This is a genomic window from uncultured Hymenobacter sp. (genome assembly GCF_964243305.1).
Taxonomy (GTDB): domain Bacteria; phylum Bacteroidota; class Bacteroidia; order Cytophagales; family Hymenobacteraceae; genus Hymenobacter.
The window spans coordinates 57,175-73,527 of record NZ_CAXTEF010000005.1 but is presented as its reverse complement, the minus strand read 5'-3'; the positions used below and the strand labels follow the sequence as shown (position 1 = coordinate 73,527).

Annotated in this window: 13 protein-coding genes; 5 read left to right on the top strand and 8 right to left on the bottom strand. The window is 60.5% G+C overall.

Going from position 1 to position 16,353, the window contains the following annotated elements; translation table 11 throughout:
• Nucleotides 1–22: 22 nt before the first annotated feature.
• Both ACFE70_RS04985 and mutL read right to left on the bottom strand, forming a co-directional pair.
• Nucleotides 23–817, bottom strand: a complete 795-nt coding sequence (locus tag ACFE70_RS04985) for a rhomboid family intramembrane serine protease (RefSeq protein ID WP_375416619.1) — start codon at nt 815–817, stop codon at nt 23–25.
• A gap of 189 nt (nt 818–1,006) precedes the next feature.
• Complete coding sequence (gene mutL / locus ACFE70_RS04980; protein ID WP_375416618.1) at nt 1,007–2,989, bottom strand: DNA mismatch repair endonuclease MutL; 1,983 nt, start codon at nt 2,987–2,989, stop codon at nt 1,007–1,009.
• A 317-nt stretch (nt 2,990–3,306) separates the two neighbouring features.
• Between mutL and ACFE70_RS04975 the strand changes: the two genes are divergently transcribed.
• Both ACFE70_RS04975 and bshA read left to right on the top strand, forming a co-directional pair.
• The gene (locus ACFE70_RS04975; protein WP_375416617.1) at nt 3,307–6,291 is read left to right on the top strand and encodes a glycoside hydrolase family 3 N-terminal domain-containing protein; all 2,985 of its coding nucleotides are present in this window, start codon (nt 3,307–3,309) and stop codon (nt 6,289–6,291) included.
• Nucleotides 6,292–6,558: 267 nt separating this feature from the next.
• Nucleotides 6,559–7,728, top strand: a complete 1,170-nt coding sequence (bshA, locus tag ACFE70_RS04970) for an N-acetyl-alpha-D-glucosaminyl L-malate synthase BshA (protein ID WP_375416616.1) — start codon at nt 6,559–6,561, stop codon at nt 7,726–7,728.
• A 42-nt stretch (nt 7,729–7,770) separates the two neighbouring features.
• Here bshA and ACFE70_RS04965 read toward each other — a convergent pair whose 3' ends face one another.
• Nucleotides 7,771–8,307, bottom strand: a complete 537-nt coding sequence (locus ACFE70_RS04965; protein ID WP_375416615.1) for a hypothetical protein — start codon at nt 8,305–8,307, stop codon at nt 7,771–7,773.
• 239 nt (nt 8,308–8,546) lie between these two features.
• On the opposite strand from ACFE70_RS04965, the gene ACFE70_RS04960 reads away from it, so the two are divergent.
• From ACFE70_RS04960 to ACFE70_RS04950, 3 genes are all read left to right on the top strand, one after another.
• On the top strand, nt 8,547–8,894 hold the full coding sequence (locus ACFE70_RS04960; RefSeq protein WP_375416614.1) for a HesB/IscA family protein: 348 nt from the start codon (nt 8,547–8,549) through the stop codon (nt 8,892–8,894).
• Nucleotides 8,895–9,097: 203 nt separating this feature from the next.
• A complete protein-coding gene (locus ACFE70_RS04955; RefSeq protein ID WP_375416613.1) occupies nt 9,098–11,311 on the top strand; it encodes a penicillin acylase family protein in 2,214 nt (737 codons plus the stop codon).
• An 87-nt stretch (nt 11,312–11,398) separates the two neighbouring features.
• Nucleotides 11,399–11,578, top strand: coding sequence for a hypothetical protein (locus ACFE70_RS04950; RefSeq protein ID WP_375416612.1), 180 nt, complete (start codon nt 11,399–11,401; stop codon nt 11,576–11,578).
• 13 nt (nt 11,579–11,591) lie between these two features.
• Here ACFE70_RS04950 and ACFE70_RS04945 read toward each other — a convergent pair whose 3' ends face one another.
• The 5 genes from ACFE70_RS04945 to ACFE70_RS04925 form a co-directional block, all read right to left on the bottom strand.
• The gene (locus ACFE70_RS04945; protein ID WP_375416611.1) at nt 11,592–12,098 is read right to left on the bottom strand and encodes a phosphoheptose isomerase; all 507 of its coding nucleotides are present in this window, start codon (nt 12,096–12,098) and stop codon (nt 11,592–11,594) included.
• A gap of 46 nt (nt 12,099–12,144) precedes the next feature.
• Nucleotides 12,145–12,633 carry a hypothetical protein gene (locus ACFE70_RS04940; RefSeq protein ID WP_375416610.1) on the bottom strand — a complete coding sequence of 163 codons (489 nt, stop codon included), beginning with the start codon at nt 12,631–12,633 and terminating at the stop codon, nt 12,145–12,147.
• 201 nt (nt 12,634–12,834) lie between these two features.
• Entirely contained in the window at nt 12,835–13,728 is an 894-nt protein-coding gene (locus ACFE70_RS04935; protein WP_375416609.1) for a ChaN family lipoprotein, read from the bottom strand.
• A gap of 126 nt (nt 13,729–13,854) precedes the next feature.
• Entirely contained in the window at nt 13,855–15,201 is a 1,347-nt protein-coding gene (locus ACFE70_RS04930; protein WP_375416608.1) for an ABC transporter permease, read from the bottom strand.
• A 171-nt stretch (nt 15,202–15,372) separates the two neighbouring features.
• Nucleotides 15,373–16,326, bottom strand: coding sequence for an ABC transporter ATP-binding protein (locus tag ACFE70_RS04925; RefSeq protein WP_375416607.1), 954 nt, complete (start codon nt 16,324–16,326; stop codon nt 15,373–15,375).
• Nucleotides 16,327–16,353: the final 27 nt, after the last annotated feature.

The following is a 16,353-nucleotide window of genomic DNA, read 5'->3' as shown; positions in this document are numbered from 1 at the left end:
CCGGTTTGGCAAGCACTCAAAATTAATAAAACTGGCCCCTACCCCGCTCCCACACCTTGAGGATAACAAAGCCGATGACCAGGCCGCCCAGGTGGGCGAAGTGCGCTACGTTGTCGCCGGGCGTGCGGTGCACGCCGGAATACAGCTCGTACATGGCGTAGAAGAACACGAGGTACTTGGCCTTGATGGGAAAGGGAAAGAAGAGCAGAAACAGCTCGGTGTTGGGAAATAGGTAAGCAAAGGCAAACAGAATCCCGAACAACGCGCCTGACGCGCCGAGCATTCCGCCGTTGCGCGAGTCGCGGGTCTGAGTCACGACTTCGTCGATAGTCTGGGTCGTGGAGGCAATCAGCTCCTGGCTTTGCGGATTGCGCTGCAAGGCGGCAGCCACGGATTCATAGCCGTGCGCATCGGGTAGATATTGGCGGAAAAACTCGGCAAAATCGCCGCCCGACGGGTTGCGATGATACTCCTGGCGGGCCTGCTCCATGCGGTTGATTTCGTAAAAGCGCACGCCTTCGTACAGCACGCCCGCCCCGATGCCGCACACCAGCCAGAAGGTCAGAAACCGCTGGGCGCCCCAGCGCTGCTCCAGCAGCGGGCCGAAGGAAATCAGGCCGAACATATTGGAGAGAATGTGGCCCCAGCTGCCGTGCAGAAACATATACGTCACAAACTGCCAGGGCTGCAAGTAAGGCGAGCCGATGGGATACAGACTGCCGAGCTGAGTGAGGCCGGGCAGCAGGCTGGTTTGAATTAAAAACAGTATAACGTTCGCAATGAGCAGGTTGCGAACGGTCGGGGTCAGGTTGAACATGGAAGTGGGGGTGGGCGCGGCGTTATTTTTGCGCCAGGAAATTTAATCTGTCACGCTGAATCCCGCGAAGCATTTTGCCGGGTGAGAACGAGCAGTAATCAAATGGCTACTGCGTCGCTCGGCGGGGATAAGATGCTTCGCGGAACTCAGCATGACAGAGAAGCCAGACGTTAGGAGTAAGGTTTTGCCCTACGCCTTACGGAAAAAGTCGCTGAGCTGCTGCCCATCGAGCAAGACCAGCGTCCGGCGGCCGTCGGGGGTGTAGGCGGGCACCTGGCAGGCGAAGAGGCGGTCGGCCAGCGCGTTCAGCTCAGCTTCGGGCAGGCGCGTGTGGCTGGTGGCAGCGGCCACGCGCCGGGCCAGGGCGCGCGCCAGCTGCTCGCGGCGGTCAAGCTTGAGCGGGCCAGGCCCGGTGCGAAACTGCTCTACCAGGCCCTCGAGCAGCTCTTTTTCGCCCTGCGCGGGCATCCCGGCCGGAATGGCTTCCACGGCCACCGTGAGCTTGCCGAACTCCGAAAACCGGAAGCCCAGCGCGTGCAGCGGCTCGGTCAGCTCCTGGAGCACGGCAAAGTCGGCGGGCGAAAACGAGACGGGCCGCGGAAAAAGCAGCGCCTGCGAAGCGCCGCCGCTCTGCGCCTGGGCCGCGGCGTATTCTTCGTAAAGAATCCGCTCGCGGGCCGCTTCCTGGTCAATCAATAAGACGCCCGACTTGACCGGCACGAGCACGAAGCGGCCCAGCGCCTGCACCGCGCGGCTGCCGGGACCGTGGCTGCCTTCGCGGGCGGGCAGCAGCGGTGGTGCGCCGGCGGGCGCGGCCGGTTCCCTACCCCCCCCTGCCAGCCCAAGGCCCGGCAGGGTTTCCGGCGACAGGTCGTCGCCCGCTTCCAGGCGCGGCGCCAAGGTCTCCGAATCGGGAGCCGGGACAGGCGGCGCGGACTGGCCCAGCTCCTTGTAAAACGCCTCCAGCTCGCGGCGGGCCTGCTCGGTGGGGCGCGGCGGCAGGGACCGGGGGGGGGGGGTAGGAACTTCGCGGCTGCCGGGGCGCAAGCTGCTGGGTTGCGGGATATCATGCCCGGTGCTGCTGCCGGAGCCGCGGCGGCTGTTGGCGGCATCGGCCGAGGTGCGCAGCGGGCGGATGGGGGCAAAATTCACGTCGCCCTCGAAGTCGAGCGAGGGCGCCATATTGTGCAGGCCCAGGGCCTGCTTCACGGCCGCGCGCAGCACGGCGTACACGGTTTTCTCGTCCTCGAACTTGATTTCCGTCTTCGTCGGGTGCACGTTAATGTCGATGGCTTTAGGGTCCAGCTCCAGAAACAGGACGTAGAACGGGTGCGTGTCCTTGGGCAGCAGGCCCTCGTAGGCGGCCAGCACGGCGTGGTTGAGGTAGGCCGAGCGGATGAAGCGGTTGTTGACGAAGAAGAACTGGTCGCCCCGGCTTTTCTTGGCCGCCTCGGGCTTGCCGATGAAACCGCGCACGGTGATGAAGGGCGTGATTTCCTCGCAGGCCGCGAGCTGCTCCTTATACGTGTTGCCCAGCAGGGCCACGATGCGCTGGCTGAGCTTGCCGGCCGGCAAGCTGAACACTTCCAGCTCATTCTGAAACAGCGAAAACGCAATCTGCGGGTTAGCGAGCGCCACGTGCTGAAACTCGTCGAGCACGTGGCGCATCTCCACGGCGTTGCTTTTGAGGAAGTTGCGCCGGGCGGGCACGTTGAAAAACAGGTTCTTGACGCTGATGCTGGTGCCGTCGGGGCCGGCGGCCGGGCCCTGGCTTATCACCTGCGAGCCCTCCACGACGAGTTGCGTGCCGGTGTCGTGCTCTCGCTGCTTGGTTTTGATTTCGACCTGCGCCACGGCCGCAATGCTGGCCAGTGCCTCGCCCCGGAAGCCCAGCGTGCGGATGCGGAACAGGTCCTCCGTGCTGCGGATTTTGCTCGTCGCGTGGCGCTCCAGGCTCATGCGGGCGTCGGTGGGCGTCATGCCCGCGCCGTTGTCTACCACCTGCACGAGCTGCTTGCCAGCCTCTTTCACAATCAGGCGCACGGTGGTAGCGCCGGCGTCCACGGCGTTTTCCAGCAGCTCCTTCACCACCGAGGCCGGGCGCTGCACCACCTCGCCGGCCGCAATCTGGTTGGCCAGGTATTCGGGCAGCAGCTGGATGATGTCGGGCATGGGGGTAGGAAGGTATTGGAAACTGAATCTTACGCTCCGTCCTGTCATGCTTCGCAAGCTCAGCATGACAGAAGAGAAAGGGTAGGAACGGCCTGAAACCGGGCGGCGTGGTTTTTGCCGACGGCCCGCCGCGAGACGGTTTACGCCTTCGGGTCAAAACCTGCCCCTGCCGAAACTGCGTACCTTTACACCACTATTCGGCGGACCAGCGGTAAGCCAACCCGCCGCCTGGCGGCGCGGTTCCAGTGGGCACCGGGCAAAAGTAAGGTCTTTTCCGGTCCTTCATTTTCTTTAAAAAAACCAACCCTCTGGGGCTGATGCAGACCAAATACCGGCTAGGCCTTCTTTCACTTTTAATTGCTGCCACGGGCCTGCTGCTTTCCTTCGCCAAGCCGGCGGCCGGCCGGCGCGGCCTGCTGCCTGACCCACTGCCCGCCTCCCCGACCGAGATGGCCTGGGTGGATAGCGTTTTCAACTCCCTCACGCCCGACCAGCGCCTGGGCCAGCTGTTTATGGTGGCTACCTACTCGAACCGCGAGCGCGCCCACGCCGACCGCATTGAGCGGCTCGTGCGCAGCCAGAACATTGGCGGCGTGATGTTCTTGCAAGGGGGTCCCAAGCGGCAAGCCCTGATAACTAACCGCTTGCAGGCCGCCGCCAAGGTGCCCTTGCTCATTGCCATTGATGCCGAGTGGGGCCTCGACATGCGCCTCGATTCGAGCCTGCACTTCGCCAAGCAGATGACGCTGGGGGCGATGGACGACGAGAAATACGTGTATCAGATGGGCCGCGATATTGCCCGCAAGCTGCGGGCGCTGGGCGTGCACATCAGCTTCGCGCCAGTGATTGATGTGAACTCCAACCCTGACAACCCGGTGATTGGCAACCGCTCGTTTGGCGAAAACCAGGACCGCGTGGGGAAGCTGGGCATTCAGTACGTCAAGGGCTTGCAGGACAATGGGGTGATGGCCGTGGCCAAGCACTTTCCCGGTCACGGCGACACCGACACCGACTCGCACGTGGCTTTGCCGGTCATCAACACCGATATGGCCCGGCTGATGAAGGTCGATTTGGTGCCCTTCCAGCAGTCGTTCGAGGCCGGCGTGATGGGCGTGATGGTGGCCCACCTCTACATGCCGCTCTTCGACACGACCGACGCCAAAACCACGACCCTCTCCAAGGCGCTGGTGACGGATTTGCTCAAGGAGCAAATGGGTTTTAAAGGTCTGGTTTTCACCGATGCGCTCAATATGAAGAGCGTGAGCCGGCTCTACAAGGACGGTGAGCTGGACGCAATGGCCCTGGCCGCCGGCAATGATGTACTCCTATTTTCCGAGGATGTGCCGGCCGCCCTGCTGCGCATCCGCGAGGCGGTGGCGGCGGGCAAGCTTAAGCAAGAGGACATCGACCTGCGGGTGAAAAAGATTCTGCGAGCGAAATACTGGGCGGGCCTGGCCAAGCCCAGGCCGGTGAACCTGAGTACGCTGCGCGACAGCCTCAACCAGCCCGGCAGCCGGGTGCTGGCCCAGCGCATCTTCGAGCACGCCGTGACGGTGGTCAAGAACGACGGCCAGCTCCTGCCCTTTCGCCGCCTCGACACGCTGCGCATCGCGGCCGTCACCATCGGCGAGCCGGCCGAAGGGCCCTACGCCACGATTTTTGGCAAGTACCAGGCCGGGCCCATCGTGGCCGTGCCCAACCGCTACGCCGACGACTCAACCTACAGCCGCATCCTGCGCCGGCTCGGCGACGCCAACGTGGTGGTGGTCAGCCTGCACAATATGAACAACACGCCCGCCCACTCCTACGGGCTGGGCGAGGGCGCGCTCCGGTTTATCAAGCAGCTGCAGGCCGACAAGCGCCGCAAAACGGTGGTCGTAGCAATGGGCAACGCCTACGCCCTGAAGTTTCTGGAAGACGCCCGGACGCTGGTTTGCGCCTACGAGGATCACTATCCGGCGCAAATCGTGGTGCCGCAGGTCTTGTTCGGCGCCCTGCCGGCAGTAGGCAAGCTGCCCGTCACGGTTTCGGCCACGCTGCCCGTGGGCACGGGCATCCCTACCCCCTCGCTGCGCCGCCTACGCTACGGCACGCCGGAAAGTGAGGGGCTCAGCTCCAAGGTGTTGGCGCAGATTGACAACATCGCCCTCGAAAGCCAGACTTATGCCGCCGCGCCCGGCTGCCAGGTGCTGGTGGCCCGCAACGGCACCGTAATCTTCGACCAGAGCTACGGCTACTGCACCTACGACCAGAGCCAGCCCGTGACCAGCAGCACCTTGTACGATTTGGCCTCCGTGACGAAGGTGGCCGGCACACTTCAGGCGGTGATGTATCTGAAGGACCAGGGCAAGCTGAGCCTGGACGAGAAAGTCTCGACCTACCTGCCCGAACTCCAGCGCACCAACAAGCGCGAGATGACCGTGCGCAGCGTGCTGCTGCACCAGGCCGGCCTCAAGCCCGGCATCCCGACCTGGGAGCGCACCGTGACCAGCGGCGGTGCCCTTAAGCCCACCTTCTACGCCAGCACCCGGAGCGACGACTTTCCGAACGAAGTGGCGCCCGGCGAATACTCGACCAAGGCGGCCGACGACTCGGTCTGGGCCTGGACCATGCGCAGCTCGCTGCTGCCCAAAGTGAAGGGCAAGTATCCGGTCGAATATTCGGACCTGAGCTTTCTGGTGATGAAGCGCCTGAGCGAGAAGCTGCTCAAGCAGCCGCTGGAAGAGTTTCTGCAAGCGAGCTTCTACGCGCCGCTGGGCCTGGGCAGCATGACCTACAATCCCTTGCAGCGCTTTCCCAAGAGCTGCATTGCGCCCACGGAAAACGACACCTACTATCGCCGTGAGCAGCTGCAAGGCTCGGTGCACGACCAGATGGCGGCGCTGGTGGGGGGGGTAGGCGGCCACGCCGGCCTCTTCGCCACGGCCAACGACCTGGCCGTGCTCATGCAGATGAACCTGCAAAACGGCCGCTACGGCGGCATCACGTACTTCCAGACCCCGGTCGTGACCGAGTTTGCCCGGCCCGCCGCCGGTAGCCGCCGCGGCCTGGGCTGGGACCACGGCACCCCCGAGCAAGGCGAAGGCCACGGCCCCACCAGCAGCCGCTCGCCAGCCAGCACCTTCGGCCACACCGGCTTCACCGGCACTTGCGTGTGGATGGACCCCGAGAACGGGATTCTCTACATCTTCCTCTCCAACCGGGTGTACCCCGACGCAGGCAACAACAAGCTGCGGCAGTACAACATCCGCACCCGCATCCACGACGTGATTTATAAGGCGCTGGCGGCGGAGCAGAAGTAAGGAAGCAATTGGGTTTGTCAGAAATCCCTACCCCCCGGTCATGCTGAGCCTAAGCGAAGCATCCTATCGCCGCTGAACGAGACAGTAATCACCTTATTAGTACTCGTTGGGACGTGATAAGATGCTTCGCAGGCTCAGCATGACAGAGGGAGGGTAGGGATGCAACTATGCAGCGCAGCTATTCCTATTCCCTGACCGCCCAACATCGGCCGCTCTACGTAGTTAGCCAGAACAGCCGAGCTTTTATCCGTTGCGGCCACTTCCCCCATGAACATCGGCATTGTTTGCTACCCCACGTTTGGCGGCTCCGGCGTGGTGGCCACGGAACTGGGCAAGGCCCTGGCCCAGCGCGGGCACCGGGTGCACTTTATCACCTACAACCAGCCCGTAAGACTCGACTTTTTTAACGAAAACCTCTTCTACCACGAGGTCTACATCCCGACCTATCCGCTGTTTCAGTTTCCGCCCTACGAGTCGGCGCTGGCTAGTAAGATGGTCGATATTACGCAGAACGAGAAGCTCGACGTGCTGCACGTGCACTACGCCATTCCGCACGCCTCGGCCGCGTTCATGGCCAAGCAGATTCTGCGCGCCCGCGGCGTGCACGTGCCGGTCGTAACGACCCTGCACGGCACTGATATCACCCTCGTCGGCAAAGACGCCAGCTACGAGCCGGTCGTCACGTTCAGCATCAACCAGAGCGACGGCGTGACGGCGGTGTCGGACGATTTGCGCCGCGAAACCTACGAGTATTTCACCATTGAGAAGGAGATTGATGTCATTCCCAACTTCATCGATTTAACTCGGTTCAAGAAGCAGGATAAAGGCCATTTCCGCGCCGCCATCGCGCCGGAGGGCGAGAAGCTGCTCATCCACACCTCTAACTTCCGGGCCGTGAAGCGCGTCGAGGACGTGCTGCGCATCTTCGCCGGCGTGCGCGAGCAGATTCCGGCCAAGCTGCTGCTCATCGGCGACGGCCCCGACCGCACGCGCATGGAAAAGCTGGCCCGCGACCTCAACTGTCAGCGCGACATCCGCTTCCTGGGCAAGCTCGAAGCCGTGGAGGAAGTACTCAGTGTCAGCGACTTATTTTTAATGCCTTCGGAAAACGAGAGCTTTGGCCTGGCTGCCCTGGAGGCTATGGCCTGCGAAATCCCGGTTGTGAGCACCAACGCCGGCGGCATCCCGGAGCTGAACGTGCACGGCGTGACGGGCATGATGAGCGACATCGGTGACGTGGCCGACATGGTGAGAAACGCCCTTTTCGTGCTCGACGATGCGAATCTACCCCGCTTCAAGCAAGCGGCGCGGGCGCGGGCCGAGGAGTTTGCGGTGGAGAATATCGTGCCCCGCTATGAGGCCTGCTACCAGCGGGCCATTGATGCGGTGCTTAATGAAGAATTAAGAATGAAGAATGAGGAGTTGTCGCCAAGTTAATTCTTCCCTCTTCATTCCTAATTCTTCATTAAGCGCTGGCGTCTAAAACAGCCCCGCCGCCTCTTTTTTCACCACGAACAGCGCCTGCGCGGTGGGCTCGGCCGCGTCGGTCATCAGGCCTTCCAGGATGCGCTTAGCCAGTTCGGGGCCGCGGGCCTGCTGCTGGTTGGGCGTGGCGTGGTAAGCGCGGTTCACCATCGTGAGCACGCTTTCTTTGGCCTGCTTGACCAGCTCCCAGGCGTCGGCCGACACGTAGAGCTGCTGGGAGAGGTTGTGCTCGTACTCGGCCCGGATTTCCTGCTGCAAAACGCGGTGGTAGTCGGCCACGGTTTGGCCGGCGCTGCTCAGGCGCACGAGGATGTTGTTGGGCGAGATGCGCTCCAGAAATAGCACGATGCGCTCGTAGGCTTGCAGGCGGATAGGCAGCGTGGTTTTGGAGCTTTCTAACCGCAACTCAATCAGGCGGCGCTGCTGCTCGCGCTCCAGAAATTGCCGGAACAGCAGAAAGATGGCGCCGGCCACGATGAGGGCGGGCAGGATGATTTTGAGCAGGTCGAAGAGGTAGGTAGTTGAATCCATGCGTAATGCTAATTTTTAAGTGGCGGATGTAGCGATAAAATGAAGTGATGAAGTGATAAGGGAGTGCAATCGAAAATAAGAACGGTATGGTCCGGCGTGCCAGCCAGGTGAGCGGCGGGCAGTCTGACGCAAACTTACGCCGTGAACTGCCGGCCCCCAAGCGCTGTTTTACTCCCGACCGCAGGCTTCGAGCCGCGTCGTATATTTGTTTCTCTCTTCGCTCTAAATCTACTTTTCCTATGGCCGCCGTTGCCACGCTCGCCCCCATCAGCCTCACCGACCGCGCCGTGGTCGAGGTGAAAAATATCATTAATGAGAAGAACGTTCCGGCCGACTACGGCCTGCGCATCGGCGTGCAGGGCGGCGGCTGCTCGGGCATGAGCTACCTGCTCGGCTTCGACAAGGCCAAGGACGCCGATGAAATCTATGACCTCGATGGCCTCAAGCTCATCATGGATAAAAAGCACGCCATGTACGTGCTGGGCATGGAAGTCGACTTTCAGGACGGTCTCAACGCCCGCGGCTTCGTCTTCAACAACCCGCAGGCCAAGAGCACCTGCGGCTGCGGCTCGTCGTTCTCGGCTTAAAATCGCAGATGGTGCTGATTAACCGAGATGCCGCTGATGCCGGCGTCAGCACGAAGCCTCGACCTTGCGGTTGGGGCTTTTTCTTTTACTTCACGGCCGCCCATTCCCTACCCCCCTCTCACCCGTAAAGCCCACCGGGTGCTGGCGGGCGGAGTTACGGGCGCGATTCCCTACCCCCCTCTTCTGTCTCAGACCCCTGACCGATGCGCCCATTGTTTTCACTGTTGCTTCTGCTTATTGGCTATGGCGCGTCAGCGCAGGCGTTCACCAAAGTAGAAATAGCGCGCTGGCAGCAACAGGCGCGGCAGGTGCAAATTACGCGCGACAACTGGGGCGTACCGCATATCTCCGGGCCAACTGACGCCGATGCCGTGTTTGGCCTGCTCTACTCGCAGTGCGAAGACGATTTCGACCGCGTGGAGATGAACTACCTCGACGCCATCGGCCGGCTGGCTGAAGTCGAAGGGGAAGCGGCCCTTTATCACGATTTGCGCGCCCGGCTCTTTCTGGATTCGACGCAGGCGCTGGCAGTCTATAAAAAAAGCCCGGCCTGGATGAAAAATCTGCTCAACGCCTTTGCCGACGGCACCAACTACTACCTCTACTCGCACCCGACGGTGCAGCCCCGGCTGCTGCGCCGCTTTCAGCCCTGGATGCCGCTCATGTTCAGCGAGGGCAGCATTGGCGGCAACATCAGCGTGGTGCCGCTCGACCGGATTAAGGCGTTTTACAGCCAGAAAAAGTCGACCTCCTGGCAGCGGCCACAGCTGGAAGAGCTGGACCGGGAGCCCGTCGGCTCCAACGGCTTTGCCATCGCGCCGGCCCGCAGCGCCAGCGGCCACGCGCTGCTGCTCATCAACCCGCACACATCCTTTTATTTCCGCTCCGAAGTGCAGATGACCAGCCAGGCCGGGCTGAATGCCTACGGCGCCGTCACCTGGGGCCAGTTCTTTATCTACCAGGGATTTAATGAGCACTGCGGCTGGATGCACACTTCCAGCCAGGCCGATTCAATGGATGAATATCTGGAGACCATCGTCCAGAAAAACGGCAAGTTTTACTACCAGTACGGCGGCAAGCAGCGGCCCGTGCAAACCGAAATCCTGGCCCTACCCTATCGCCAGAACGGCCAGCTGCTACGCAAGGAGTTCACCATTTACCGCACCCATCACGGCCCCATCGTGGGGCAGCAGGCGGCGGGCAAGTGGGTCGCGGTGCGCATGATGAATGAGCCGCTGGCGGCGCTCTCGCAATCGTATTTGCGCACCAAGGCCCGGGACTACGCCAGCTTTAGAAAGGTGATGAAGCTCAACGGCAACGCTTCCAACAACACCGTTTTTGCCGATTCCAAAGGCACCATCGCCTACTGGCACGGCAACTTCATGCCCCGGCGCGACCCGAAGTTTGACTGGAGCCAGCCTGTGGACGGCGCCAACCCCGCGACCGAGTGGCGCGGCCTGCACGGCGTGGACGAGTTGGTACAAGTACGCAATCCGGCCAGCTGCTTTATTCAGAATTGCAACTCGACGCCCTTCACGGTATCTGGCCCGGCCAGCAGCCCGGTTAAGGGAAAATATTCTGCCTACATGGCGCCCGACGCCGAAAACTACCGCGGCCTGAACGCCGTGCGCGTGCTCAGCCAGAAGAAAACTTTCACCCTCGACACGCTCATCGCCGCCGCCAACGACCCGCACCTGACCGCCTTCGACGAGCTGCTGCCGCCCCTGCTCAGCGCCTACGACGCCCAAGCCGCCAGCGCCGCCCCCGCCGACGACCGGCCGTTGCCGGCCGTGAGCGAAGCAATTGAATTCCTGCGCGCCTGGGACCACAACTACGCCCAAAACTCCGTAGCCCAAACCGTGGCCATTTACTGGGCCGAAAAGCTGCAAGTCCTGGCCCGCGCCCGCGTGCCGGCTGAGCAGCGCCCTGACTACCTGAGCTTCACCGCCTTCACCATCAGGCAAACTACGCCGCAGGAGAAGCTGATGGCCCTGACCGAAACCCTCGCCGACCTCACCCGCGACTTTGGCACTTGGCGTATCGCCTGGGGCGCGATAAACCGCTACCAGCGCCTCACGGGCAAGGTTCAGGAGACTTACGACGACCAGCAGCCCAGCCTGCCGGTCGCCTTCACGTCCTCGGCCTGGGGCTCGCTGGCCGCCTTCGGGGCTAAAGCCTACCCCCCGGCCACGAAGAAACGCTACGGCTACGTCGGCAACAGCTTCGTGGCCGTAGTCGAGTTTGGCCCGCGCGTACGGGCCCGCTCCGTGGTGACCGGCGGCCAAAGCAGCCGGCCCGGCACCCCGCACTTCACCGACCAGGCCGAGCTGTACACCGCTGGCCGATTTAAAGACGTATTATTTTACCCCGAAGACCTGCGCGCCCACACCGAAAACACGTATCACCCCGGCGAGTAGCCTTGCCGTTAGCGCACTGCGAGACCCTGCGTTTAACCCTGCAAAACACTGCGTGAAATAACGCCCGCACCTATTCCCTACCCCCTCATGGAAATCAAATACCTCTCCGACGCCAAGGGCAACCTCACTGGCGTATTCATCGAAATTGAGGAATGGCGCCGCCTGCAAAAGCAGTATAATATCAGCGAGGAAACTCCGGCCGACTCCAGCACCCGGCTCCAGCAGGAGCTGGCCGAAGCGCTGAAAAAAGCCAAGCTCGGCGAATAGCCCTACCCCCCTCTTACCGCCCGAAGTCATCCTGCACCCGCACGATGTCATCCTCATCCGAGGGCTGCTGGGCGTCGGTGTGCTGCCAGATTTCGGCCAGCACGCCCCAGTTGTGCAGGCCCACGAGCCGGTGCCGCTCGCCCTGCCGCAAAATTACGCGCTCGCCCACTTGGTAGCTTTTCACCTCGCCCTGCTCGTCGGTGTCGCTGATGGCCACGCCCACCGGGCCCTGCACTACCTGCCAGATTTCGGCCCGGCGATGATGGTACTGCCACGAGAGCCGCTGCTGCGGCGCCACGAGCAATACCTTGGGGCTCAGCTTGCCCGAGATGCGCAACTGGTCCACGGACAGGCCATTAAAATACGTATCGGCAAACTGCTGGGCCTGGTTTTCGTCAATTACGAAAAAGCCGCCCCAGGGCCGCGTTTGGTCTTGCTGGGCGATGGTGAAGCCCTGCTGCTGAAGCTGCGCGGCGACTTGCTGGAACAGGGCTTGCTTTTGGGTGTCAGAGTTGGACATTAAATGTACTGTGAAAAGTAATACTTAGGTGTTTTTAGCCGGCAATTTACACTTGCGTACGCCAAACGCGTTCCAATTGCTTCTTCGATTGTTCCACGGCAAACCAAGTTGATTGGTCAGATTCATCAGGGTAATCAACTGATTGGTGATACGGATTTTCAGCCATGATGTAATGAAAATAAAATTGCTCACCCATTTTCAACTTGGGTATTTGAGTAACTAATCCGCACGTGGTAATACTGGTCACTTCTATCTCGAAATTTAACAGAGGTGACTTGAATCGTTCAGGCATGTAATCTTGAATAGAAGCTCTATAGGCCATTGATTCCTCATCTTCTGTTCCCAAATGCATTTGCCGAATGCTATTTTCAAATTCAATTGCAATTAGGTTTTGACCTGTTGCCTGACTGCGTTGCACTGTCGAATCCTTGTCAATCAATGTCATGCTAATAGCTAGCTGTTCTTCATTAGCATTGTGTTTAGTAATATAGAATAGCCACGCAGTGGCTGATTCAACCTGCATCTTATTTGGCAACCAATCTAGTAAAGGAGAACATTATTTAATGAGTATTTCATGTCCTACGGTAGTGAGTACTCCGCTTTTGTGCCCTTTCTGCAACAATTGCTTGCTTGAACTCACTAGCAATTCTAGTAGTCCAAGCTGAGAACAATAGATTTCTTTAAACACACTTGAATAGTTCATTTAATGCACCTTAAGCACTACCCTTGTGATTCCTTAGTACGTCTTGGCCGCATCTTCTGGCACGACGACCACAAAGTCGGCCACGTCGGCGTTTTCCTTAGCCAGCGTCTGCAACTGCGCCTGCGTCACCACGCTCAAGGTTTTTACATGAAGTTTGGGCGCATACTGGCGCAGGTAGGCCACGATACCGTCGTGACGGTCGGAGTGGTAGGAGCCATTGAAGTGGAGCAGGGTTTGGCCCGGCTGGCGGCTGGCCCCCCGGATAAAATGGGCCATTGTGGCATCTTTCAGGGCCTGCGCCTGGATGATGTTCTGGGCGCCCCCGCCGCCGTGGGCCGCGCTGCCGCCAAACATGGCGGCCATGTTTTTATAGCCGGGCAGGTCGTAGTCTACTTTGAGGGGTAGGGGCGCGAGCAGGGCGCGGTCGGCGGCGGGCAGCTTGTCCAAAGCTTTCAAGCTGCCCTGGGCCACAGTGCGGGCGAAGGGGCGCGGGGCGTTGGTGCCAACGACCGGAATGCGGCTGGCGCGCGCGAATTGCAGCAGCGGACGATAATCAGTTTCGTAGTTGGGCCAGGGCCGCGACTGGCGCTCGAAAGCCGTATCGGCCAGCGTGCCGGCGGCGTACTGCGCCACCAGCGGCTGCACGTCGCGCTCAAACATCTCCATCCCCAGCACCAGCTGGCCAGGCTTTTTCAGCTTCTGCAAGTCCTTGGCGACTTGCAATTCCAGCCAGTGCGTCAAAGCGTCATTGTGTTGCTCGCCGAAAAGCACCACGTCGGCCTGAGTCAGTTCGGTCAGCATCTGGTCGTAGTCGGCCGCCTGGCCTTGGGCCGTAAAGAGGCGGTAGGCGGGCCGGTCAGCAGCCATCGTGAAGCTGAGCAGGGGTAGGAAAAACAGCCAGCGAAGGGGTCGGAGGAAAGGAGGCATAGAATCAATCCGCGGGCAAAGCAACGCCAGGCCGTCGCTCGCTCGCTTCCTGAAGAACGACGCCCTAACGTAATCGTTCCGCCGGGGGTGGACGCCTGGCTTTGCCCAGCCCGACCGACGCATTCCCTACCCCTTATAGAACAGCCACTTCGACAGTTCGCCGTAAGTGATTTTCTTACCGTACATCAGGATGCCGACCCGGTAGATACGCCCCGCCAGCCAGGTCGTGAACACGAAGCCACCGATGAGCAGCGCCATCGACAAGGCCAGCTGCCAGGCTGGCACGCCGCCAAAAGGCAGCCGCATCATCATGGCAATGGGCGAAGTGAATGGTATCATCGACATCCAGACGGCCACCGAGCCGTTCGGATTGGTTGTCAGTACGGCCTGGCACACCACGAACGTGAGCACAAGCGGCATCGTGACGGGCAGCATAAACTGCTGCGAATCCGTCTCATTATCGACGGCCGAGCCGATGGCGCCAAACAGCGCCCCGTAGAATAGATAGCCGCCCACGAAGTAAAACAGAAAGCAGCCCAGCACCAACGGCAGGTTCAAATCGCCCATGCTCTTGCTGAACTTGGTCAGCAGCGTGGCCTGCTCCTGCTGCACCTTGGCTTTTTCCGCCTGGCTCAGCACGGCGCCCGTGCTCATGGCGGTGGTCTGGCTCAGGCGCTGCTGCGTCATCTTGGCCGGGCTCATTGAGCCGGCAAAAACCGCCGTGATGGCCGACGAAAGCAAAATCCAGAGCCCGAGCTGCGTGAAGCCCACGGCCGCAATGCCCAGAATCTTGCCCATCAGGAGCTGAAACGGCTTAACCGTCGAGATGACGACCTCGACAATGCGGTTGGTTTTTTCCTCCATCACGCCGCGCATAATCTGGATGCCGTACATGAAAATGAAAATATAAATCAGGAAGCCGGCCGCGTAGGCCACGCCGGTGCTCGCGCCGGTGCTGGCGGCCCGCTCGCCCTGCTCGCTCAGGCTGATGGTTTCCAGCTCCACGTTGGCCTCGAGGCGGTCGAGGGTTTCGCGCTTGATGCCAGCCTCCGTCAGGCGCGCGCCCTCAATCTGCTTGTTGATGGCCCGGCGCACGTCGCGCTCCAGCGAGAGCCCTACCCCCTGCCGCGAAAACAGCTGAAACCCCGCCGGCTGGTCCAGCCTGAACGGCGGCACATACAGCAGCGCATCGTACTTGCTGGCTTTGTAGGCGGCCTTGGCCCGGCTTAGCTCCGCCGGCACGGCTACGTAGCGGACTTCCGACTGCGGCGCCGGCAGTTCCCCCTTGAAAATGTTGCCCGCGTCGGCCACAGCCACCACTTTGTCGTTGTCCGACAGGCGGGCAATGAGCACCGGCACCGCAAACAAAGCCACCGTGAGCAGCGGCCCAATCAGCGACATGATGATAAAGCTTTTCTTGCGCACCCGCGTCAGGTATTCGCGCTGAGCAATGAGTAGAAATTTGGAGGCCATGAGTTGATAATTTTCTGTTTATTAAACACTTCTTTATTTCCTGTCATGCTGAGCCTGCGAAGCATTTTATCTCCACAGAACGACGTAGTAACTACTTAATCAATGCTCATCTAAGCGTGGGAGAATGCTTCGCAAGCTCAGCATGACAGGATTTCTCGTTTCGATTAAAAATCAAACCGCCTCCTCTACCAGCGTTTCCGGCATCGTTTCCTTCACGCGCCGAATAAATATTTCATTAATACTCGGAATTTGCTCCCGAAAAGCGTGCACTTCCACCTGGCCAATTAAATAGCGCAGCAAGTCGTTGGGCGTTGTGCTGGCGTGCAGCCGGATGCGGTCATAGAAAAAGCCGTTCTCCCGCTCCTGGTGCTCAATAACCTCGAAGTCAGGATGAAACACGATTAGCCGGCCCTTGCCCTCTACCTCGTACGTATCGGTTTTAAACTGATTGCGAATTTGCTTCACCGGCCCATCCAGCACTTTGCGGGCGCGATTAATCAAGGCAATATTGTCGCACAGCTCCTCCACCGACTCCATGCGGTGCGTCGAAAAAATAATGGTGGCGCCCTGCCGCCGCAATTCCAGGATTTCGTCTTTAATTAAGTTAGCATTAATCGGGTCGAAACCGGAAAAAGGCTCGTCCAGAATAATTAATCTGGGGTCGTGCAGCACGGCGGCAATAAACTGCACCTTCTGCTGCATTCCCTTGCTTAAATCCTCGACGTTTTTATTCGCCCATTCTTTAAGCTCAAACCTATCGAGCCAGGCGCGAATGCGCTGCGTGGCGTCGGCGCGCGTGAGGCCGCGCAGCCGCGCCAGATAGAGCAGCTGCTCGCCCACTTTCATCTTTTTATACAGCCCGCGCTCTTCGGGCAAATAGCCGATTTGGGCAATGTGCTCCGGGTTCAGCTTCTGCCCGCGAAACCGGATTTCACCCGAATCCGCCCCCGTAATCTGAGTGATGATGCGGATGAGCGAAGTTTTGCCCGCCCCGTTGGGGCCGAGCAGGCCGAAGATGCTGCCCTCCGGAATGCTCAAACTCAGGTCTTCGAGAGCGACGTGGGCGGCGTACACCTTGCGCACGTGGATGGCTTCGAGCAGGGGGGGTAGGGAATTGTTCAACACGGGAAAGACGAGTTTGGAGCAGAGAAG